This is a genomic window from Streptomyces sp. NPDC001889 (genome assembly GCF_053594535.1).
In genome coordinates this window covers 1-20,148 of the sequence record NZ_JBSFER010000033.1, presented here as the reverse complement: position 1 = coordinate 20,148, position 20,148 = coordinate 1, and the positions used below count along the sequence as shown (strand labels likewise).

General features: G+C 72.8%; 18 protein-coding genes and 2 pseudogenes. 12 read left to right on the top strand and 8 right to left on the bottom strand.

Translation table 11 applies throughout. The features are described 5' to 3' along the window. Nucleotides 1–34: 34 nt before the first annotated feature. Nucleotides 35–586, bottom strand: a pseudogene (locus ACWCRA_RS31515) (class I SAM-dependent methyltransferase); the annotation flags it as partial. Further along, nucleotides 475–729 (bottom strand): hypothetical protein, encoded by a 255-nt coding sequence (locus ACWCRA_RS31510; RefSeq protein WP_451069188.1) that lies wholly within the window; start codon nt 727–729, stop codon nt 475–477. The pseudogene ACWCRA_RS31515 and the gene ACWCRA_RS31510, both read right to left, overlap by 112 nt. A 275-nt stretch (nt 730–1,004) precedes the next feature. Between ACWCRA_RS31510 and ACWCRA_RS31505 the strand changes: the two genes are divergently transcribed. The 5 genes from ACWCRA_RS31505 to ACWCRA_RS31485 all read left to right on the top strand — a co-directional run bounded on the left by ACWCRA_RS31505 (nt 1,005) and on the right by ACWCRA_RS31485 (nt 3,256). Then, on the top strand, nt 1,005–1,262 hold the full coding sequence (locus tag ACWCRA_RS31505; RefSeq protein ID WP_451069187.1) for a DUF6400 family protein: 258 nt from the start codon (nt 1,005–1,007) through the stop codon (nt 1,260–1,262). Next, nucleotides 1,201–1,491, top strand: a complete 291-nt coding sequence (locus ACWCRA_RS31500; RefSeq protein ID WP_451069186.1) for a hypothetical protein — start codon at nt 1,201–1,203, stop codon at nt 1,489–1,491. The genes ACWCRA_RS31505 and ACWCRA_RS31500 overlap by 62 nt, the downstream gene beginning before the upstream one ends. Nucleotides 1,492–1,595: 104 nt before the next feature. Continuing rightward, nucleotides 1,596–2,072: a helix-turn-helix domain-containing protein gene (locus ACWCRA_RS31495; protein ID WP_351558371.1), complete on the top strand. Its 477-nt coding sequence runs from the start codon at nt 1,596–1,598 to the stop codon at nt 2,070–2,072. Between the two features lie 25 nt (nt 2,073–2,097). Further along, entirely contained in the window at nt 2,098–2,808 is a 711-nt protein-coding gene (locus ACWCRA_RS31490) for a hypothetical protein (protein WP_451069185.1), read from the top strand. Nucleotides 2,809–2,917: 109 nt separating this feature from the next. Beyond that, nucleotides 2,918–3,256 (top strand): DUF2516 family protein, encoded by a 339-nt coding sequence (locus ACWCRA_RS31485; protein ID WP_351558375.1) that lies wholly within the window; start codon nt 2,918–2,920, stop codon nt 3,254–3,256. 32 nt (nt 3,257–3,288) lie between these two features. Here the strand turns inward: ACWCRA_RS31485 and ACWCRA_RS31480 are convergent, their stop codons facing one another. From ACWCRA_RS31480 to ACWCRA_RS31470, 3 genes are all read right to left on the bottom strand, one after another. Then, nucleotides 3,289–4,530, bottom strand: a complete 1,242-nt coding sequence (locus ACWCRA_RS31480) for a PP2C family protein-serine/threonine phosphatase (RefSeq protein ID WP_351558377.1) — start codon at nt 4,528–4,530, stop codon at nt 3,289–3,291. A gap of 895 nt (nt 4,531–5,425) precedes the next feature. Beyond that, nucleotides 5,426–6,592, bottom strand: a complete 1,167-nt coding sequence (locus ACWCRA_RS31475; RefSeq protein ID WP_451069184.1) for an NlpC/P60 family protein — start codon at nt 6,590–6,592, stop codon at nt 5,426–5,428. A 184-nt stretch (nt 6,593–6,776) separates the two neighbouring features. Next, nucleotides 6,777–7,559, bottom strand: coding sequence for a class I SAM-dependent methyltransferase (locus ACWCRA_RS31470; RefSeq protein ID WP_351558381.1), 783 nt, complete (start codon nt 7,557–7,559; stop codon nt 6,777–6,779). Between the two features lie 413 nt (nt 7,560–7,972). Between ACWCRA_RS31470 and mshA the strand changes: the two genes are divergently transcribed. From mshA to ACWCRA_RS31450, 4 genes are all read left to right on the top strand, one after another. Further along, a complete protein-coding gene (mshA, locus tag ACWCRA_RS31465; protein ID WP_451069203.1) occupies nt 7,973–9,277 on the top strand; it encodes a D-inositol-3-phosphate glycosyltransferase in 1,305 nt (434 codons plus the stop codon). Beyond that, complete coding sequence (locus tag ACWCRA_RS31460; protein WP_351558382.1) at nt 9,270–9,779, top strand: type III secretion system chaperone family protein; 510 nt, start codon at nt 9,270–9,272, stop codon at nt 9,777–9,779. The genes mshA and ACWCRA_RS31460 overlap by 8 nt, the downstream gene beginning before the upstream one ends. A gap of 180 nt (nt 9,780–9,959) precedes the next feature. Beyond that, nucleotides 9,960–11,684 (top strand): glycosyl hydrolase family 28-related protein, encoded by a 1,725-nt coding sequence (locus ACWCRA_RS31455; RefSeq protein ID WP_451069183.1) that lies wholly within the window; start codon nt 9,960–9,962, stop codon nt 11,682–11,684. 130 nt (nt 11,685–11,814) lie between these two features. Beyond that, nucleotides 11,815–13,434 (top strand): MFS transporter, encoded by a 1,620-nt coding sequence (locus tag ACWCRA_RS31450; protein WP_451069182.1) that lies wholly within the window; start codon nt 11,815–11,817, stop codon nt 13,432–13,434. 507 nt (nt 13,435–13,941) lie between these two features. Here ACWCRA_RS31450 and ACWCRA_RS31445 read toward each other — a convergent pair. After that, nucleotides 13,942–15,357: an MDR family MFS transporter gene (locus ACWCRA_RS31445; RefSeq protein WP_451069181.1), complete on the bottom strand. Its 1,416-nt coding sequence runs from the start codon at nt 15,355–15,357 to the stop codon at nt 13,942–13,944. A gap of 228 nt (nt 15,358–15,585) precedes the next feature. On the opposite strand from ACWCRA_RS31445, the gene ACWCRA_RS31440 reads away from it, so the two are divergent. Continuing rightward, a complete protein-coding gene (locus tag ACWCRA_RS31440; RefSeq protein WP_351558388.1) occupies nt 15,586–16,347 on the top strand; it encodes a phosphoglyceromutase in 762 nt (253 codons plus the stop codon). A gap of 467 nt (nt 16,348–16,814) precedes the next feature. On the opposite strand, the gene phoU is transcribed toward ACWCRA_RS31440, so the two are convergent. Further along, on the bottom strand, nt 16,815–17,492 hold the full coding sequence (gene phoU / locus ACWCRA_RS31435) for a phosphate signaling complex protein PhoU (RefSeq protein WP_351558390.1): 678 nt from the start codon (nt 17,490–17,492) through the stop codon (nt 16,815–16,817). A gap of 201 nt (nt 17,493–17,693) precedes the next feature. Here phoU and ACWCRA_RS31430 point away from each other — a divergent pair, with 201 nt between their 5' ends. Together ACWCRA_RS31430 and ACWCRA_RS31425 are read left to right on the top strand one after the other, a co-directional pair. After that, on the top strand, nt 17,694–19,301 hold the full coding sequence (locus ACWCRA_RS31430) for a sensor histidine kinase (RefSeq protein WP_451069180.1): 1,608 nt from the start codon (nt 17,694–17,696) through the stop codon (nt 19,299–19,301). Beyond that, nucleotides 19,298–19,978 (top strand): response regulator transcription factor, encoded by a 681-nt coding sequence (locus tag ACWCRA_RS31425; protein WP_351558393.1) that lies wholly within the window; start codon nt 19,298–19,300, stop codon nt 19,976–19,978. Before ACWCRA_RS31430 ends, ACWCRA_RS31425 begins: the two co-directional genes overlap by 4 nt. A gap of 79 nt (nt 19,979–20,057) precedes the next feature. Here the strand turns inward: ACWCRA_RS31425 and ACWCRA_RS31420 are convergent. Continuing rightward, nucleotides 20,058–20,148, bottom strand: a pseudogene (locus ACWCRA_RS31420) (RNA polymerase subunit sigma-24); the annotation flags it as partial.

Here is a 20,148-nt window from a genome sequence, read left to right as displayed (position 1 = left end):
ACCCGGCGAACCGGTTTTCCGCGGAGGGGCCCCGTCACGGCTCCTCGGTCCCGCGGGCGAGGAGGAAGGCCTGCCGGCCGTGGCCGGGCTCGCTCCCGACCGGTTCCCGGACCAGCCGGGCGGTCGGTTCGAGTCCGGCCGCGCCCATGAGGCCGGCGATGACACCGGGGGGCGTCCAGTGGACGTCGAGCGACACCTCGTGGCCGTACGCCCGCTCCAGCCGCCGGCGCCGTTCCCCGGCCTTGAACGCCACGAGCACGGGGCCGCCCGGGGCCAGTACCCGGCGCCACTCCGCGAACACGGCCGGCAGCAGCTCCGGCGGGGTGTGGACGGTCGCGTACCAGGCGACGACACCGCCCAGGGAGCCGTCCGCCAGATCCAGCCCGGTCATCGAGCCCTCGTCGAAACGGAGGCCCGGATGGGTGCGGCGGGCGACCGCGACCATCCCCGGCGAGAGGTCGACACCGAAGGCGTTCACCCCCAGCGCGTGGAGGTGGGCCGTGATGCGGCCGGTCCCGCAGCCGAGGTCGGCGACCGGCCCGGCGCCCGGCCTCCGCGCGAGTTCGCGAACGCGGCGAGCATCGCGCGGTCCAGCGGCTTGTCGCGCAGATCGTCGCGGACGAGCCGCTCGTAGTCGACGGCGACGGTGTCGTAGGCCGCCCTGGTGGAGCGCAGATGGTTCGCCTCGGTGCCGGTCATCGCCGACGACCGCGGCCGCGCCGCCGCCATACGGGCACGGCTCCTTGAGGGAGACGGTCCGTGAGGTGCCTCACAGCTCCCCGGGCGGACCGTGTCCGCCCGGCCGGGGGCGGTACCCGGCAACGGCCCACCCGCGTCGGCCGATCCGGGGACCGTCGCGCGCGCGACCCGTGGAGAGTGCCCCCCGGTGGCAACTTAGGCAACCCTTCCCTGTTACCGCGGGTGCCTGGTAGAGATGGGCCGTTCCCCCTCACACCGGAAGTTCCGCCATGAATGACATGAACGCCATGAATGACATGAATGACATGAACGATATGAACCGGGACAGCGGCGGCGACCTCATACCCTTCACGATCGACCTGACCCTTGAGGAGGTCAGGCGGCGGGCGGAGGTCGTGGCCGCGCTCGGCCCCGACTGGGACCCCGCCGCCGCCCTCCGGGGCGAGGACGAGGCGTACGCCCTCCTCTACTCCGGCCTGGACGCCGAGCAGCGGCGCACCCATGAGCTGCTGGTGGCGGCCGGTGTCCTGCCGGGGGAGGGGCCGGGCCGTGCTGCCCATTGATCCGCAGGCGGACTCCGCCCGCCGCGCCTGGCTGCCCTGCCCCGTCTGCGACGACGCCCGCCACTGCGCGGCCTGCGCGGACCGCCGCAACTGCGGTGACCACTGGCGCTATCTGATCTCCAACAGCGGCCCGGTCGTCCATCTCCAGTGTCCGCGCTGTACGCATCTGTGGTCCCTGAACACCCGCCCCGGCGTCACCCGCCGCGACGACGGCACGCTCTGCCCCTGACATCCCCCGCCACCGGAGCCGCCGCATCCGCCGGACGGCGTGGCGCGCAACACTATTGCAAGCATCTGCTTGCAATAGTTAGCGCGAGTGTGCACCATCGGGGTATGGCATCACTCAACGTCGGCAATCTCGGTGAGTACCTCCGCGAGCAGCGGCGCAACGCCCAGCTCTCGCTTCGGCAGCTCGCCGACGCCGCCGGGGTGTCCAATCCCTATCTCAGCCAGATCGAGCGCGGGCTGCGCAAGCCGAGCGCGGAGGTGCTCCAGCAGGTCGCCAAGGCCCTGCGGATCTCCGCCGAGACGCTGTACGTGCGCGCCGGAATCCTCGACGAGCGGGACCGGGACGAGCTGGAGACACGGGCCGTCATCATCGCCGACCCCTCCATAAACGAGCGGCAGAAGGCCGTTCTCCTCCAGATCTACGAGTCCTTCCGCAAGGAGAACGGATTCGAGACCACGGAGCCGGAGGGCCCGGCGGGCCCCGAAGACCCGAAAGACCCCCAAGGCCCCGAAGAATCCGACACCACCGTTGAAGGCCCCCGCACGGCCGGCGGCGGAGATGCCGGCCAACCCTCACACTGAACTGCTTTCCAGGAGGACCACAGTCATGGCCATCACCGATGACCTCCGCAAGACGTTCACCGACCCCACCCCCCTCTACTTCGCCGCCGGCACGGCCGACCTCGCCGTCCAGCAGGCCCGGAAGGTGCCCGCGCTCCTGGAGCAGCTCGCCGCCGAGGCGCCCGGCCGGATCGACGCCGTGCGGAACACGGACCCCAAGGTCGTGCAGGAGAAGGTGAGCACGCAGGCCAAGGAGGCCCAGGCCACCGTGCAGGCCAAGGTCACCGAGGTGCTCGGCGGGTTCGACGCGGATCTGAAGAAGCTGGGCGAGACGGCTCAGGACCTGGCGCTGCGCGGCGTCGGGGTCGCGGCCGAGTACGCCGTGAAGGCACGGGAGACCTACGAGAAGGTCGCCGAGCACGGTGAGCAGACGGTGCGGACCTGGCGCGGCGAGGCCGCCGAGGAGATCACCGAGATCGCCGTCGCCGTCGAGCCCGAGCCGAAGAAGCGGGAGCCGGTGCGGACGACTCCGGTGCGGACGGAGCCCGCGAAGCCCGCGCAGACCCGGACCGAGCCCGCGAACGGCCGCGCGGCCGGGACGGGCGAGGTGAAGAGCGAGACGAAGTCCGAGGCGAAGGGCGAGGCGAAGGGCGAGGCGAAGGACGAGACCAGGCCCGAGGCCAGGAAGCCCGCCGCCCGCAAGGCCGCCGTCCGCCGGACCGGCGCCGCGAAGAAGACCACCCCGCCCACCCGGTAAGGGGCGGACGACGGAACCGGCCGGGCACCTTTCGGGGTGTCCGGTCCGTTCTCCGGGTACCTTGGCGGCGAGACCTTCCATCACTCACTAGGCGTAGGCGGTGCCCACCATGTTGCGCGCGAGCTTCGAAGCGAACCTCTGGAACATCCTGTTCCTGGTCTTCCTGATCTCGTCCGCGACCGCGCTGATCATGGCGGCCTTCGCCCGTGAGGACGCCTACCGTGCAGCGGACAAGCAGACCAAGAGCTTCTGGGTGATCATTCTCGGTGTCACCTTCACCGTGAATCTCTTCCTCAGCGTGCTCTTCCTGTCCATCGCGGGACTGATCGCCACCATCGTCTTCTTCGTCGATGTGCGGCCCGCGCTGAAGCAGGTCACCGGTGGTGGCGGCAGGCGTGGCGGCTCCAGCAGCGACGGCCCCTACGGCCCGTACAACGGCGGGCGGTAGCCGGCGCGGCTCCCGCTCCGGGCGGGTGGGGTTCAGCCCCTGCTCAGCAGCAGTACCGCGACATCGTCGTTGAGGTCTCCGCCGTTCAGTTCGCGCGCCTCGGCGACCGCGGACTCCAGCAGCGCCTCGCCGGTCAGCCCCGCCGCGAGCTGGCGGTTGATCATCTTCAGCATTCCCTCGTCCCCCAGGCGCGCTCTCTCGTCCGGGCCCGAGCGCCCCTCGATCAGCCCGTCCGTGTAGAGCATCAGGGACCAGGCCCCGCCCAGCTCGACCTGGCGGCGCGGCCAGCGGGCGCGCGGCAGCAGGCCCAGGGCCGGGCCACCGCTCTCGTACGGAAGCAGCGGGGCGGCCCGGCCGCCCCGGGTGATCAGCGGGGACGGGTGGCCCGCCAGACAGAGTCCGGCCCGCCGGCCGTCCGGCGCGATGTCGACCGTGCAGAGGGTCGCGAAGATCTCCTCGCTCTCGCGCTCGTGCTCCAGCACCCGCTGGAGCGTCGAGAGCAGCTCGTCCCCGCAGAGCCCGGCGAAGGTCAGCGCCCGCCACGCTATCCGCAGCTCCACACCGAGTGCCGCCTCGTCCGGGCCGTGGCCGCAGACATCGCCGATCATCGCGTGGACCGTGCCGTCCGGGGTGCGCACGGTGTCGTAGAAGTCGCCGCCGAGCAGCGCGCGGGACCGGCCGGGGCGGTAGCGGGCGGCGAAGCCGAGGTCCGAGCCCTCCAGCAAGGGCGTGGGCAGCAGTCCGCGCTCCAGCCGGGCGTTCTCCTGGGCGCGCAGCCGGGACTCGGCCAGTTTGTGCTGGACCGTGTCGGCGCGCTTCCGCTCGACGGCGTATCTGACGGTGCGGCTCAGCAGCCGCGCGTCCAGCTCGTCGCGGAAGAGGTGGTCCTGGGCGCCCAGCCGCACGGCCTCGGCCGCGCCCTCCGCGTCGTCTGAGGTGGTGAGGGCGAGCACGGCGTGCCGGGGCGCCAGCCGCAGGACGTGCCGGAGCGGTGCGAGCTGGTCTTCCGGCGGGCCGCCGGGGAGTGCGAGATCGACCAGAACGCAGTCGACGTCGTCGGTGAGCAGCCGCTCGGCCTCGGTGAGGTTCCGGGCGCTGCGGACCCGGACGCGGGGGCCGGCCGCGCCGGGCGGGTCGGGCGGCTCCGGCAGCGAGAAGGTGCCCGTGGGGTCGTCCTCGATCACCAGCAGGGTGAGGTCGCCACCGCCGACGGCACTGCTGCCGGGGCTCTCCGCGGTGGGGGCGGTGCGCTGACGCGGTACGGGTACGGGCATGTGATCCGGGTTCCTTCCCTCCCCCGAGGGCGCGGCGGGACGTCGAACGACAACCCGCCAGACCGGGACCCTAGCGGTAGCCGCTGCCGCAGTGGAATGAGTGGGGAGGGGGCAGAGGGATGCATGCCGGGCATCAGAGGGCAGTTGACCACCCCCTCATGACAAACATCACGCCCTCCCTCCCCTTCCGGCCGCGCCCCGGAGGCCCCGAGCGATCCCAGACGATCCGGCACACCGCGCCCATCCACCGTGTGAGGACGGCCCCCCGGCCTCGGAAGCCCCGAGCGATCCCAGCCGATCCGGCGCACCCCCAGCCCGTCCGGCGCTTGAGGACGGACGCCGCGCCACAGGCGACCCGGGTGATGTCAGCCCGTCCGGCGTTTGAGGGCGGACCCTGTGCGACAGGTCCCCGCATGCTGCGGGCCACGGTCGGGGGCCAGCCCCCGAGCCCCCGCTCCTCAATCGCCGGAGGGGCTGGGTGGGTGTGACTCAAGCCCCGGTGAGGCTGAGGCGGATGTGGCTCAAGCGGCGGTGAGGCTGAGGCGGGTGCGGCTCGAGTGCTGGCGAGGCTGAGGCGGGCGCGCCACGATCGCGCCGGAGGGCTGGGTGGTGTGCCTCAAGCGCCGGCGGGAGCGGGATCTTGCGTTTTGGCTCGCAGGCGGCGCTGGGGCTGCACGGGGCTCGGGGCAGGCCGGCCAACCCAGCCCGTCCGGCGTTTGAGGACGGACGCCGCGCCACAGGCGACCCGGGTGATGTCAGCCCGTCCGGCGCTTGAGGACGGACCCCCCGCCCCGGGAGCCCGCGCCGTGTGGCGCCGTCGGCCGGGCGCTCACCCCCGGAAGGCAGCCCCCCGCCCCGGGAGCCCCCACCGTGCCGCGCCGCCGGCCAGGCACCCTCACTCCTGCGCGGAGGGGCGCACCACCCCCAGGATCTTCATGGAGCCCGCCCCCGCCACGGTCACATCCCGCCCCGGCCGCGGCGCGTGCACGATCGACCCGCCCCCGGTGTACATCCCCACATGACTGGCGTCGGCGTGGTAGATGATCAGATCCCCGGGGCGCAGATCCTCCACCCCGACCCGGGGAAGCCGCCGCCACTGCTCCTGCGAGGTGCGGGGGATCGGCACCCCGGCCGCCGCCCACGCCTGGGAGGTCAGCCCGGAGCAGTCGTAGGACCCGGGGCCCTCCGCGCCCCATTCGTACGGTTTGCCGAGCTGCGCCCTGGCGAACTCCACGGCCTTCCCGGCCGCACCGCTCGCCCGGCCCGCCTCATCCGCATTGCCCGCGCCGCCCCCCGCCTCCCCGGCCCCGGCGGACTCCCGGTCCGCCGCCCTGGCCCTCAGCCACTCCTCCTGGGCCCGCTCGGCCGCCTCGCGCTCCAGCTCCAGCATCCGGGCGCGTTCCTTCTTCTCCAGCCGCCGCTCCAGCTCCTCGGCGGCGGCTATCCGCTCGGTGATCTCCTTCTTCGCCTCGGCCTCCTGGGCGCGGGTGGCCTCCAGCGCTCTCCACTGGGCGCTCGCGTCCCTGGTGTACGCCTCCAGCTCGGACTGGGTCTGCTCCAGCTCGTCCAGCAGGTCCTTGGTCGCCTTCATGCCCTGCTTGACCCGGTCGACCCCGTCGAGGAACAGCTCGGGGTCGTCCGTGAGCACCAGATACGCCTCGGGGGGCAGCCCTCCGCCCTGGTACTGGGCGCGGGCGGCGGCTCCCGCGAGGGCCCTGAGGTCGTCGATGCGCTTCCGGCCCTTGTCGATGGACCGCGCCAGCTCGACGATCTCGGCCGACTGCCGCTCCGCCTCCTCCTTGGCCTGGTTGTAGGCGTCCGTCGCGGAGACCGCCCGGTGGTACAGGTCCTCTATCTCCAGCCGCACCTCGTTCAGCGACTTCTCCGTGCCCGCCGGGGACGGAGCGGGGGCCGGGGGCTCCGGCGCCCGGGGGAGGAGCGGCGCGGAGGGCACCCGGGGAAGCAGGGGGGCGGGGGCGGCGAGCGCCGTGCCCGGCGCGGCGAGCACGCTCAGCGCGCAGGCCAGGGTGATGGCGGCGATGGCACAGCGGCGTCGGTTCACGACTCCCCCTCCAAGCTAACTGATTTACCGTCAGTAACTTACGGGCGCTGCCGTGATGGTGCCACGGCGCCCCGCGAAACGACAGGGCCGCAACCGCGGGCCCGGCCGGTGGACCGTCCCGCGCACGCCCCCACGCATCGGTGACGAACAGCGGTCCCCACGCGTTCCCCGCTCGCCCGTGTGTTCACTCGAACCGGGGAGCGAGCGCCTCCCAGGCGACGGTGACCTCGCCCTGCCGCCACCGCTTGCGGTCGTCCGTCACGGGCCACGCCGTCCCCAGCTCCCGTACGGCCCTGATCCAGCGCTGCCGCGCGCCGAGCGAGGCGTACGGAGCCGCCGCGGCCCACGCGCGGTCGAAGTCCCGCAGAAACGCGTGGACCGGCTCGCCCGGCACATTGCGGTGGATCAGCGCCTTCGGGAGCCGCTCCGCCAGATCGGACGGGCGGTCCAGGGAGCCGAGCCGGGTCGCGAAGGTCACCGTGCGCGGGCCCTCGCGCCCCAGCGCGACCCAGACGTGCCGCCGCCCGATCTCGTCGCAGGTGCCCTCGACGAGCAGCCCGTCCGGTGCCAGCCGTCCGCACAGCCGCGCCCACACGGCCGCGACCTCGCTCTCCTCGTACTGCCGCAGCACGTTCGCGGCGCGGATCAGCAGCGGCGGGCGCTCCACCGGGAGTTCGAAGCCGCCGTGGCGAAAGCTCAGCCCCTCGCGCTCGTAGGGCTTCGCCGCCGCGACCCGCCCCGGGTCGATCTCGATCCCGGTCACCTCGCACCGGGGGTCGGCGGCGCGCAGCCGCCGCAGCAGTTCGAGGGTGGTCCAGGGGGCGGAGCCGTATCCGAGGTCGACGGCGAGCGGCCGGTCGCCGCGGCGCAGCGCGGGGCCGTGGGCGGCGGCGATCCAGCGGTCCATCCGGCCCAGCCGGTTGGGGTTGGTCGTCCCGCGGGTCGGGGTGCCGACGGGGCGGGTCATGACAGCGAGCGTATGCGGCCCCGTGGGCCGGACCGGTCAGCGCCCCCGTATCCCGCCGTCCCCCTCCGTATCCCGCCGCCCCCCTCCGCATTCCGCCGTCCCCCTCCGCATTCCGCCGTCCCCCTCCGCGCCCGGCCGTCGCCCGCGCGCCCCCTCGCCCTCCCTTCCGCCCCCCGGGAGCCTCCCGGGAGCGGCCCGGAACGCCCGTTCCGCCGTCCCCGGGCCGCCACTGCGGGAACTCCGCCCCACCCCTCATTCGTAATGATTTGGCAAAGTGATGGAGCGCGGGAAATGGAGGGAGGTCTTCCGCTGTTGTGCGCCGTGGAGAACCCGGCCCCGCCCCTGCCGGAACGAGGAGGAACGCCGACGTGAGCCACTACGGCCAGTACGTCTCCCGGCTCGGCAGCGGTCTCATGTCCCCCCGCCTCAGACTCCCCGGCGGGCACCGCAAGCCGCGCCGCATCGCCATGCTCAGCGTCCACACCTCCCCCCTGCACCAGCCGGGCACCGGTGACGCCGGCGGGATGAACGTCTACATCGTCGAGCTGGCCCGGCGGCTCGCCGCCATCAGCATCGAGGTCGAGATCTTCACCCGGGCGACCACCGGCGGACTGCCCGCCTCCGTGGAGCTGGCCCCCGGAGTCCTCGTCCGGCATGTCGACGCCGGCCCCTACGAGGGCCTCCCCAAGGAGGACCTCCCCGGCCAGCTCTGCGCCTTCACCCATGGAGTGATGCAGGCCTGGGCCCGTCAGCGCCCCGGCCACTACGACCTGGTCCACTCCCACTACTGGCTCTCCGGCCATGTCGGCTGGCTCGCCGCCGAGCGCTGGGGCGTGCCCCTGGTCCACGCCATGCACACCATGGCCAAGGTCAAGAACGCCTCCCTCGCCGCCGGCGACACCCCCGAACCCGCCTCGCGGGTCATCGGCGAGACCCAGATCGTCAACGCCGCCGACCGGCTGATCGCCAACACGGCGGAGGAGGCGGAGGAACTCGTCCGCTTCTACGAAGCCGACCCCGCCAAGGTCGCCGTCGTCCATCCCGGGGTGAACCTCGACCGCTTCCGCCCGGCGGACGGCCGCGCCGCCGCCCGCGCCCGGCTCGGACTCCCGCAGGACGCCTTCGTCCCGCTCTTCGCCGGCCGGATACAGCCGCTGAAGGCCCCCGACATCCTGCTGCACGCGGTCGCGCTGCTGCTGGCGGGCGACCCCTCCCTCCGCTCCCGGCTCCATGTCCCCGTCGTCGGCGGCCCCAGCGGCAGCGGCCTCGCCAAGCCCGAGGGGCTTCAGAAGCTGGCCGCGCGCCTCGGCATCGCCGATGTCGTCCACTTCCACCCGCCGGTCTCCCAGGAGACGCTCGCCGACTGGTTCCGCGCCGCTTCGGCCCTGGTGATGCCCTCGTACAGCGAATCCTTCGGCCTGGTGGCGATCGAGGCACAGGCCGCCGGCACCCCGGTGGTCGCGGCACGGGTCGGCGGCCTCCCGGTGGCCGTGCGCGACGGCAGGACCGGCATCCTGATCGAAGGCCACGACCCCGCCGAGTACGCCCGCGCCCTGCACCGGCTGCTCACCAACCCCCCGCTCGCCGCCCGGATGGGCGCGGAGGCCGCCCGGCACGCCGAATCCTTCGGCTGGGACACCGCCGCCGGGACCACCGCCGACGTCTACACGGCCGCCATGTACGAACACCGCCGCCGGGTACGCTCGCACCATGTCTGACGTACCGCAGCCCACCCAGATCATCGAGCGGGCCCTGAAGGACGCGGATCTCGACTGGGAGAGCCCCGAGCCCGGCTCCTATGTGGTCACCCTCCCCGGCACCCGGAAGCTCTCCACCACCTGCTCCCTGCGGGTCGGCCGCCACTCCCTCTCGGTGAACGCCTTCGTCATCCGCCACCCCGACGAGAACGACGCGGCGGTCCACCGCTGGCTGCTGGAGCGCAACCTCCGGCTGTACGGGGTGGGTTACGCGATCGACGCCCTCGGCGACATCTATCTGACCGGGAAGCTCCCGCTGGCCGCGATCACCCCGGACGAGCTGGACCGGATTCTCGGATCGGTCCTGGAGGCCTCGGACGGGGCCTTCAACACCCTGCTGGAGCTGGGGTTCGCCGGGGCCATCCGCCGTGAGTACGCCTGGCGGACCTCGCGCGGGGAGTCCACCCGCAACCTCGAAGCGTTCACCCATCTGACCGGCGACGGCAAGTCCTCCGAGTCCTGACCGGCCGGTCCCTCCTCCCCTCCTCCCCTCCTCCCCTCCTCCCCTCCTCCCCTTCTCGGGCCGGGCCCCGGCTCCGGCGCGGTCGGGGCGGTACGACCCCTTCCCGTCCCCCGGGCCGCGTGGCATGCTCCCCAGCGACGCACATATGAACCCTGTTCATATCCGTGGAGGCTGAGGCTCATGGAGACCGGTCGGCACCCTCTCAGCAGACGCACCCTCCTCGGCGGCGCCACCGCCGTCGTCGCGGCCGTCTGCTCCACCGTCGCCGGGGGTACGGCCCCCAGGGCCTCGGCCGCGACCCCGGCGGCTCCCGGGTCCGGCCCCGGGCCCGCCACCGGGGCGGCTCCCGGGGCGGCTCCCGGGTCCGCGCTCTGGGCCGAGTTCCGCCGCGATCCGTACAACCACCCCCAGATCCCCTACATCGCTCGGGCCGGCAGCCGCAGCCGGTCCACCCGCCACCGCCGGCGCACCGTCAGCGCGCTGGACTACGGAGCCCGGTCCGACGGCTCCGCCGACGCGGCCCCCGCCATCAACCGCGCCCTCGCGGACATCGGCGCGCGCGGCGGCGGCACCGTCCGGCTGCCCCCGGGCACGTACCGCGTCGACGGTCTCATCCACATCGGCGACAGCGGAGTCGTCCTCCGGGGCGCGGGCAGCGGACGCACGCTGCTGCACGCCACCCGGCACCTCACCGACCTCATCGGCCCCTACGGCAGCCGCTACGGCGGCGACAAGTCCTCCTGGTCCTGGGCCGGCGGGCTCATCTGGCTCTGCCCCCGGGCCCGCTGGGAGAGCCTCACCGGCGCCATCCGGGCCGGACAGTGGCCCTTCGAGGGCTGGACCGGGAACCGCCGCGACGAGTGGCGCACCCTCGCCACTCCCCGGCCCGCCCGCCGGGGCGACTGGTCCCTCACCGTCCCCGACGCCCGCCGTCTGCACGCCGGCCGGCTGGTCCTGCTCCGTGTCGCCGACGACGCCGGCCACACCCTGCTGGAGCACATGGCGGGCGGCGGCCCGGGCCCCCGGGCGTACCACTGGGCCGACAAGACCAAGCTGACCAGCTATGTCCCGTACGAGTGGCCGGTGCGGATCGCAGCCGTCGAGGGGAGGCGGATCACCCTCGAACGGCCCCTGCCGCTGGATCTGCGGCCCGAGTGGGATCCCAGGATCGTCACCCCGGTCGCACCGCTCACCGACTCGGGGGTGGAGGGGCTCACCCTGGAGGCCGTGGAGACCCCGCAGTCCCCGCACCTCCTGGACAAGGGGTACAACGGGGTCACCTTCCAGTGCGCGTACGACTGCTGGGCCACGGACATCACCGTCCGCCACGCCGACAACGGCTTCGGGCTGGTCGCCGCCTCCGCCTGCACCCTGCGCTCCACCCGGGTGGAGGGCCGGGGCTCCCACCATCCGTACTTCTGCCGCGAGGGCGCGCACGACAACCTCGTGGAGGAGTTCACCGTCGCCCGGCGCACGGTCCCGGAGCCCGCCGGCACGCAGTTGCACGGCATCAACGTGGAGGGGCTCTCCAGTCACAACGTCTGGTCGCGCGGGGTGATGGAGATGGGCACCTTCGACACCCACCGGGGGATGCCGTTCGCCAATGTGCGCACCGAGATCACGGTGCACAACGACGGCCGCCACGGCGGCGACGCCAGCGCGGGGCCGCTCTACGGGGCCCGGTTCACCCACTGGAACATCACGGTGACCAATGGGCGCGCCGGGCTGGTGAAGATCGACGAGGTCGCCCCGTACAGCGCGACCGTCGCGATCTCGACGGTCCGCGAGTTCGGCCAGACCGACCAGCCGGACTTCACGGGAGCGCTGAACTCCCGGCTGGAAGCTTACGGCGCGCCGGGCGGGGTGCTCCCGGTCAATCTGCACCGGGCCCAGCGCGGACTCTGAGGCCAGGGAGTACGGGCGCCCGCGCGCACGGGCCGCTCCCGGAGCCGCCCGCGCCGGGGCGCCCGTACCGCCGGACACCTCCCCCGCTCCGGGTGTGCGCAAGGCCCCGGAGCGGGGGAGAATCACGGCCATGCGCGACAAAAAGGTTGAAACCGCCAATGGGTCGAGCCCCGCCCACCACCCTCCGGCCGGCTCCACGAACCAGACCCTGGCGCTCGCGGCGATGATGTTCGCCGTCGCGATGACCTTCATCGACCAGACCATCGTCGCCATCGCCGCCCCGGACATCACCGACGAACTCGGCCTCACCGCCTCCGGCATGCGCTGGGTGGTCAACGCCTATGTGCTCGCCCTGGCCGCCTGCTTCGCGCTCGGCGGCAGGCTCTCCGACATCCACGGCCACCGCAGGGTGATGCTGATCGGCACCCTGGTCTTCGTGGTGTCCTCGGTGCTCTGCGGCTGTGTCCCGGCCGGCGGCTTCGCCCAGGCATGGATGATCATCTTCCGGATCACCCAGGGGGTCGGTGCCGCGCTGCTCTTCCCCGCCGCCCTCGCCGTGGTCGTCGCGGTCTTCCCGGTGGAGCGCCGGGGCCGTGCCCTGGCCCTCTTCTTCGGTTTCTCCGGCGGTCTCACCGCGATCGGCCCCCTGCTCGGCGGCTGGCTCACCGCCTGGACCTGGCGGGCGATCTTCTGGGTGAATGTGCCGGTCGCCGTGGTGGCGCTGATCCTCACGGCGCTCGCCCGCATCCCCAACACCGGCCGCAGGGAGCGCCTCGACCTGCCGGGCGCGGTGCTGGTCGCGCTGGGGATGGGGCTGAGCGTGCTGGGCCTCCAGCAGGCGTCCGAGTGGGGCTGGGGCTCCGCCGCGACCTGGGGCTGCATCATCGCCGGCCTCGCGGTGCTCGTCGCCTTCTGCCGCTATGAGCTGCGCGTCCCCGAACAGCCCCTGATCAATCTGAAGGTCTTCCGGGACCGTGCCTTCCGCGCCGACACCGCCGTGCTCTTCTTCGGGATGCTCGCCTTCGTCCCGCTGTTCTTCTTCGCCTCGGTGTACGCGCAGGTCTCGCTCCGGAAGTCGCCCAACGAGGCCGCCCTGTACCTCCTCTGGTTCTTCCTCGGCTTCGTCCTCGCCAGCCAGCTCGGCGGCCGGATGCTCGACCAGCGCGGCGCCCGGCTGCCGATGCTGCTGGGCTCGGCGCTCGGCGCCGCCGGATTCGCGCTGTGGGCGGCCAAGCTGACGGATCTGTCGGTCGGCGCGCAGTGGCCCTATGTGGTGCTGGCGGGCGCGGGCATCGGCTTTCTGCTCGCCCCGGCGTCGACGGACTCGGTCAACCGGGCCATCGGCGCCTCGTACGGCGAGGTCACCGGCATCACCCAGACGACCCGCAACTACGCGGCGGCGGTGGGGCTCGCGGTGTACGGGACGGTGCTCAGCCATGTCACGGTCGACAAGGTGACCGCGACGCTGGAGGAACGGGGGGTGCCGCCGGAGATGGCCGGGAAGGCGGCGCGCGGCATCTCCCAGTCGGTGGCGGGGCACGGGAGCGGACGGGTGCCGGGCGAGGACGGCGCGGCGGCCTTCGCGCTGGAGGAGGCACAGCAGGCGGTACGGATGGACTTCGCCGAGGCGAACCAGTGGGTGTTCTACGGGATGGCGCTGGCCCTGGCCATCGGTTTCCTCTGCGCGCTGGCCCACCCGGGCACCCGGGTGACGGCGGAGAGCCCGCCGGCCGGTGACGGCCGGGCCTGATACGGAACCCGCCATTCGAAGTGACGTTCGACACACTGGCCTTGACGTCCGGGGAGTCCGCTTAGACCGTCACCGGGGGCAGTCCCACAGGCCAACCCGGCCGCATCGCACGGATGTCCGGGTTCCCCCGCCGGAGAGCGCGGTGGCGGCTGTGCGCCAGCGCTGTTTATCCCCAAGAGCGCCCCGGGCACCCACCCAGAACGGTGCGACCGCACCTCATGTTCCACAGACCACGTGCCGGAAAAGGATGCTCAGTGCGCTCTCCCCGTTCTCAAGGCCCTGTCGGCTCTCTCAGACGGACCCTGCTGTCCTCGCTCACCGCCGCCCTCGTCGTTCTCGGGTCGGCCGGTCTCGCCGCCGCCGTGTCCGCCGCCGTCCAGCCCTCCGCGGGAGCGGAGCAGGCCGTTCTGGCGGACAACTTCACGCCCGGACCGCCGCGCCCCGGGGGTCCGACCGGTCAGTGGTGACCCGGTCCGTCCCGCCGGTTCCCCGCACCGGCGGGCCGGTTCACCGGCCCGGCCGCACCGCGCCGGCCCCGGCGCTCCCGGAGGCCGCCCCGGCTGTTCCGGCCGCCCCGGCCGCCCCGGCTGTTCCGGCTTTTCCGGAGGCGGTTCCCGACGCGGTTCCCGACGCGGTTCCCGACGCGGCCCCCGAGGCGGTCCCTCCGGCCGGAGCGGCAGCGCGCTCGGCGGGCTCCTCCCGCGTCCCCTCCGGAAGGTTCCGCATCAGCGCCCAGTACCCCAGCCCGGCCACGGTCCCGAGCGCGGCGCACAGCCCCCACAGCCACTCCGCCCCGAACCGGTCCATCACCGAACCCGCCACCAGCGGGGCGACCAGCGTGGCCACGGACCAGGTCATGGTGTACATGCCCTGGTAACGGCCCCGGCCGTGCACCGGCGAGAGGCGCACCACCAGACCGGTCTGCGTGGGCGCGTTGACGATCTCGGCCAGCGTCCAGACGGCCACCGTCAGCGCGTAGAACCCGATCGACCCGGCGAACGCGGTCAGCCCGAACCCGTACCCCACCAGCAGCGAGGAGAGCATCAGCAGCCGGCGCGGGTCGCGGTGCTCGATGAAGCGGGTGACCGGGATCTGGAGCGCCACGATGAGGATGCCGTTCAGCGCCATCACCACGCCGTAGTCCGACGGGGAGAGACCGTCCTCCCCCATCGCCAGCGGCACTCCCATATGGCCCTGCATGAAGATCAGCGCGATCAGGAACGACAGACCGACGACGCCCATGAACCTCCGGTCCCGCAGCACGGTCCCCATGCCCACCGCGGGCCCGGCCGCGCCGCCGGCGCCGGCGGGCTGCTCGGGCCGGGACTCCGGCAGCTTCACGAAGATGAGGACCGCGCAGACCAGCGTCATGGCGGCCTCGCCGAGGAACCCGGCCAGATAGCTGTACTCGGCGATGAACCCGGCCGCCATCGCGGAGATGGCGAAGCCCAGGTTGATCGCCCAGTAGTTCAGGGAGAACGCCCGCACCCGGTCCTTCGGGGGCACGATGTCCGCCATCATCGCCTGGACGGCCGGCCGGGACGCGCTGGTCGCCATGCCCACCAGACCGGCCACGGCCGCGATGGCCGCCGGGTGGTGGACAAAGCCCAGCGCGGCGACCGACAGGGCCGTGCCCGTCTGGGCGATGAGCAGCGTGGGCCGCCGCCCCAGCCGGTCGGCCATCACCCCGCCGCCGAGCGAGGCGACCACCCCGCCCAGCCCGTAGAGCGAGACCACCAGCCCGGCGTAAGCGGCCGAGTACCCCTTCTCGGAGGTCAGATACAGCACCAGGAACGTGGCGACGAAGCCACCCAGCCGGTTGACCAGGGTGCTGGTCCACAGCCACCAGAACTCCCGGGGGAGCCCCGAGACGCTCTCGGTGACGGCTCGGCGCGCCCCGGCCAGCAGTTGGGACATGGACATGGATCGATCCCCCCACGGCGTACGACACCCGTGATGTAAGTGGCACGGGCGATGCCCGCACATTACTTACGCGGAGGTCCCGACGGCCAGTCGTTTGACGTGGACCGTCAAACGACGACCGGACCACCGGCCCCGGCGCAGACACCGGCACCGGGCCCCGGGCGCCGTACGGACCACTGGACGGACCGTCGGCGGGCGCCCGCACACCTGTCCATTAGGCTCGGAGCCATGGCCGACGCACCGTACAAGCTGATCCTCCTCCGCCACGGCGAGAGCGAGTGGAACGCGAAGAACCTGTTCACCGGCTGGGTGGACGTGAACCTCACCGAGAAGGGCGAGAAGGAGGCGGTCCGCGGCGGTGAGCTGCTCAAGGACGCCGGCCTGCTCCCCGACGTACTGCACACCTCGCTCCAGAAGCGCGCCATCCGCACCGCCCAGCTCTCGCTGGAGTCCGCGGACCGCCACTGGATTCCCGTGCACCGCTCCTGGCGGCTCAACGAGCGCCACTACGGAGCCCTCCAGGGCAAGGACAAGGCCCAGACGCTCGCCGAGTTCGGCGAGGAGCAGTTCATGCTCTGGCGCCGCTCGTACGACACCCCGCCGCCGCCCCTGGAGGACGGCACGGAGTTCTCGCAGAGCGGCGACGCCCGCTACGCCACCATCCCGCCGGAGCTGCGCCCCCGCACCGAGTGCCTGAAGGACGTCGTCGTCCGGATGCTGCCCTACTGGTACGACGGGATCGTGCCGGACCTGCTGGCCGGCCGCACCGTTCTGGTGGCCGCCCACGGCAACTCGCTGCGCGCGCTCGTCAAGCACCTCGACGGCGTCTCCGACGAGGACATCGCCGGGCTGAACATCCCCACCGGCATCCCGCTGGTGTACGAGCTGGACGCCGACTTCAAGCCGCTCAAGCCGGGCGGCACCTACCTCGACCCGGACGCCGCCGCGGCGGCGATCGAGGCCGTGAAGAACCAGGGCAAGAAGAAGTAGCCCGAGCCGGACACGCCCCCGGCCCGCGGAGTCGTTCTCCGCGGGCCGGGGGCATGCCGTTGTGCCGTTGTCCCTCTGCTGTGCCTCCGTGCCTCCGTGCCTCCGTGCCGGGCGTCGTGCCTCCGTGCCGGGCGCTGTGGCTAGCCGCAGCCGCCGCCGCACTGGCAGGAGCCGCCGGACTGGCAGCCGCACGAGCAGCCCGGTCCGCAGGAGCAGGACAGGACGGGCAGGAACGCCGTCGCCGCCGGTGCCGTGGGACGGGGGTCTGGGGTGGGGGAATCGGCCATGGGCCCTCCTCATGGGCGTACGAGCTGTTCAGGACGGTGCGGACAGGTCCGCGTCCGTACAGATGTACGGGGCATGGCTGTGCGGGGGGCGAACGCGGAGCGCCGCCCCCCGCAGGTCATTGCACGCCCGTCCCGGCGGGCGCGTCAACGGCGCGCTGAGGCGGGGTCGCGGGTGCGGGGTTACGCGCCCTCCACCGCGTTCGCCGACTGGATCTCATCCGCGTGCTCACCCGTCACCAGGTACACCACCCGCTTCGCCACCGACACCGCGTGGTCGGCGAAGCGCTCGTAGTAGCGGCCGAGCAGCGTCACATCGACCGCCGTCTCGATCCCGTGCTTCCAGCGGTCGTCCATCAGATGCTGGAAGAGCGCCCGGTGCAGCAGATCCATCTCGTCGTCGTCGGTCTCCAGCTGGAGCGCGAGATCGACATCCTTGGTGATGATGACCTCGGCGGCCTTCGCCATCAGCCGCTGGGCCAGCTGACCCATCTCCAGGATCGTCGCCTGGAGATCCCTCGGCACCGCCGAGTCGGGGAAGCGCAGCCGGGCGAGCTTGGCCACGTGCTGGGCCAGGTCTCCGGCGCGCTCCAGGTCGGCGCTCATCCGCAGCGAGGTCACCACGATCCGCAGATCCGTGGCGACCGGCTGCTGACGGGCGAGCAGCGCGATGGCACGGGCCTCCAGATCGTGCTGGAGGTCGTCCACCTTCTGGTCGGCGGCAATCACACTTTCGGCCAGTTTCAGATCGGCGTCGAGCATCGCCGTGGTGGCGCGGCCTATCGCCGACCCCACCAGCCGGGCCATCTCGACCAGGCCCTCACCGATCGAATCCAGTTCCTCGTGGTACGCGTCCCGCATCGAGTTCCCTTTCTGCCTTCTGAACAGAGGTCCGGGTGGGGCTCTCGGACCCCCACGCTCCCACGGTCGGCCCGAAACGCGTCCGGGGCCTCCCGGTCACATGAACCGGCCCCGTCCCCTCGGTGAACTCTGGGCGACGAGTGTTCGAGGCGCCACCCGATTGGCTGTGAGCATGTCCGTGGCCGCGCCTAACCTGGAGGCATGGACGTGAACGCGGCGGTCGCCGCATTGGCTGCGCTCGCCGGTCTGCTGACCGGCGTGATCGCCATGCTGGCGTTTCGCTGGAGCGAGCGCGAGCAGCGCAGACCCACCCGGACCTCGCTGCACACCGACGCCGTGCTCCCGCCCGGCGTCGACACCGTCCTCTCCGTCCTCCGCTCCTCCGCCGTCGTGCTCGACGAGGCGGACTCCGTGGTGAAGGCCAGTTCCGCCGCGTACGCCCTCGGTCTGGTCCGTGGCGGAAAACTGACGGTGGAGGCCATGCTCCAGATGGCCCGCGACACCCGCCGCGACGGAGAGATACGCCAGGTGGAACTGGATCTCCCCCGCCGGGGCACCGGCCGGGGCGAGGCGCTCGCCGTCTCCGCCCGGGTCGCTCCGCTCGGCTCCCGGCTGGTGCTTCTGCTGGTCGAGGACCTCACCGAGGCCCGCCGGATCGAGGCGGTCCGGCGGGATTTCGTGGCGAATGTCAGCCATGAGCTGAAGACCCCGGTCGGCGCGCTCTCGCTGCTCTCCGAGGCGGTCATGGACGCCTCCGACGATCCCGAGGCGGTCTCGCGCTTCGCCGGCCGGATGCAGATCGAGGCGACCCGGCTCACCAATCTGGTCCAGGAGCTGATCGACCTCTCCCGGGTGCAGAACGACGACCCGCTGGAGGACGCGGAGCCCGTGCGGGTGGACGAACTGGTCGCCGAGGCCATCGACCGCTCCCGGCACCCCGCCTCCACCAAACAGATCACCATGGCCAGCGGAGGCACCTCCGGGCTGTTCATCTGGGGCAATCGCGGCAAGCTCGCCGCCGCCCTGGGCAACCTGGTGGAGAACGCGGTCAACTACTCCCCGGCCCGCACCCGGGTCGGGATCTCGGCCCGCAGGATCTCCCCGCCGGGGACCGCGGCGCAGCCCGGCTCCGGCGGATTCATCGAGATCGCCGTCACCGACCAGGGCATCGGGATCTCCGAGAAGGACCGCGAGCGGGTCTTCGAGCGGTTCTACCGGGTCGACCCGGCCCGCTCCCGGGCCACCGGCGGCACCGGCCTCGGTCTGGCCATCGTCAAGCATGTGGCAGCCTCGCACGGCGGGGAGGTTACCGTCTGGAGTACGGAGGGACAGGGCTCCACTTTCACCCTCCGGCTTCCCGAGGCGGGCTCGGCGCGGGACCGTGCAGCCAGTGCCCCCGACGACGGACCGGGCGACACCGGTTCCCCGCTCCCCTTCGACACCGCCCCGGACTGCGGCCCGGAGGCGGACGCCGCGCCCGCTCCCGGCCCCGATCCGGGGCCCGGCCCCCACCCGGGGGAGAACCCTCACCCGGGGACCGACCTCCACCCCGGTGCCGCTCCCCGCGCCGGGACCGGCACCGCCCCACCCCCGGGGCCATCCGCTCCCTCTCCGGGGCCGTCCGCCCCGCCCCCGGGGCCATCCGCTCCCTCTCCGGCGCCATCCGTCCCACCCTCGGGACCATCCGTCCCACCCTCAGGATTCGCCGGAACCGCCCCCCGCCGCCCGGACCGCTCCCCTCGGGGCGACGGCCGGCCCCACGACACCGATCCGCACACCGACATCCCTGCCCCGGAGGTCCTTCCGTGACCCGAGTGCTCGTCGTCGAGGATGAGGAATCATTCAGCGACGCCCTGTCCTACATGCTCCGCAAGGAAGGTTTCGAGGTCGCGGTCGCGACCACGGGCCCCGAGGGGCTCGACGAGTTCGAGCGCAACGGCGCCGACCTCGTCCTCCTCGACCTCATGCTGCCCGGCCTGCCGGGCACCGAGGTCTGCCGCCAGCTGCGCGGCAAGTCCAATGTCCCGGTGATCATGGTGACCGCCAAGGACAGCGAGATCGACAAGGTCGTCGGGCTGGAAATAGGAGCCGACGACTATGTCACCAAGCCTTTCTCCACGCGGGAGCTGGTCGCCCGCATCCGCGCGGTCCTGCGCCGCCGCGGGGAGCCCGAGGAGGTCACCCCGGCGGCCCTGGAGGCCGGCCCGGTCCGGATGGACGTGGACCGCCATGTGGTCACCGTCTCCGGCGGCAAGGTCGATCTGCCCCTCAAGGAGTTCGACCTGCTGGAGATGCTGCTCCGCAACGCGGGCCGGGTCCTCACCCGGATGCAGCTCATCGACCGCGTCTGGGGCGCGGACTACGTCGGGGACACCAAGACCCTCGACGTCCACGTCAAGCGGCTGCGCGCCAAGATCGAGCCGGACCCGGGCGCGCCGCGCTATCTGGTGACCGTGCGCGGACTCGGCTACAAGTTCGAGCCGTAGGCCGTCCCCGTACGGAGCCGGCCGCGAGCCGCCCGTCCCCGTACACCACAGCGGCGGGGCCCCACCGGTGATCCGGTGGCCCCACGTTGCCCACGCCCTGGAGGACCTGGAGCGGCGCCCTCGCCTTGCCCCCGCTGTCGCCGACGAGGCGCACATCGGGTGCGAGCAGG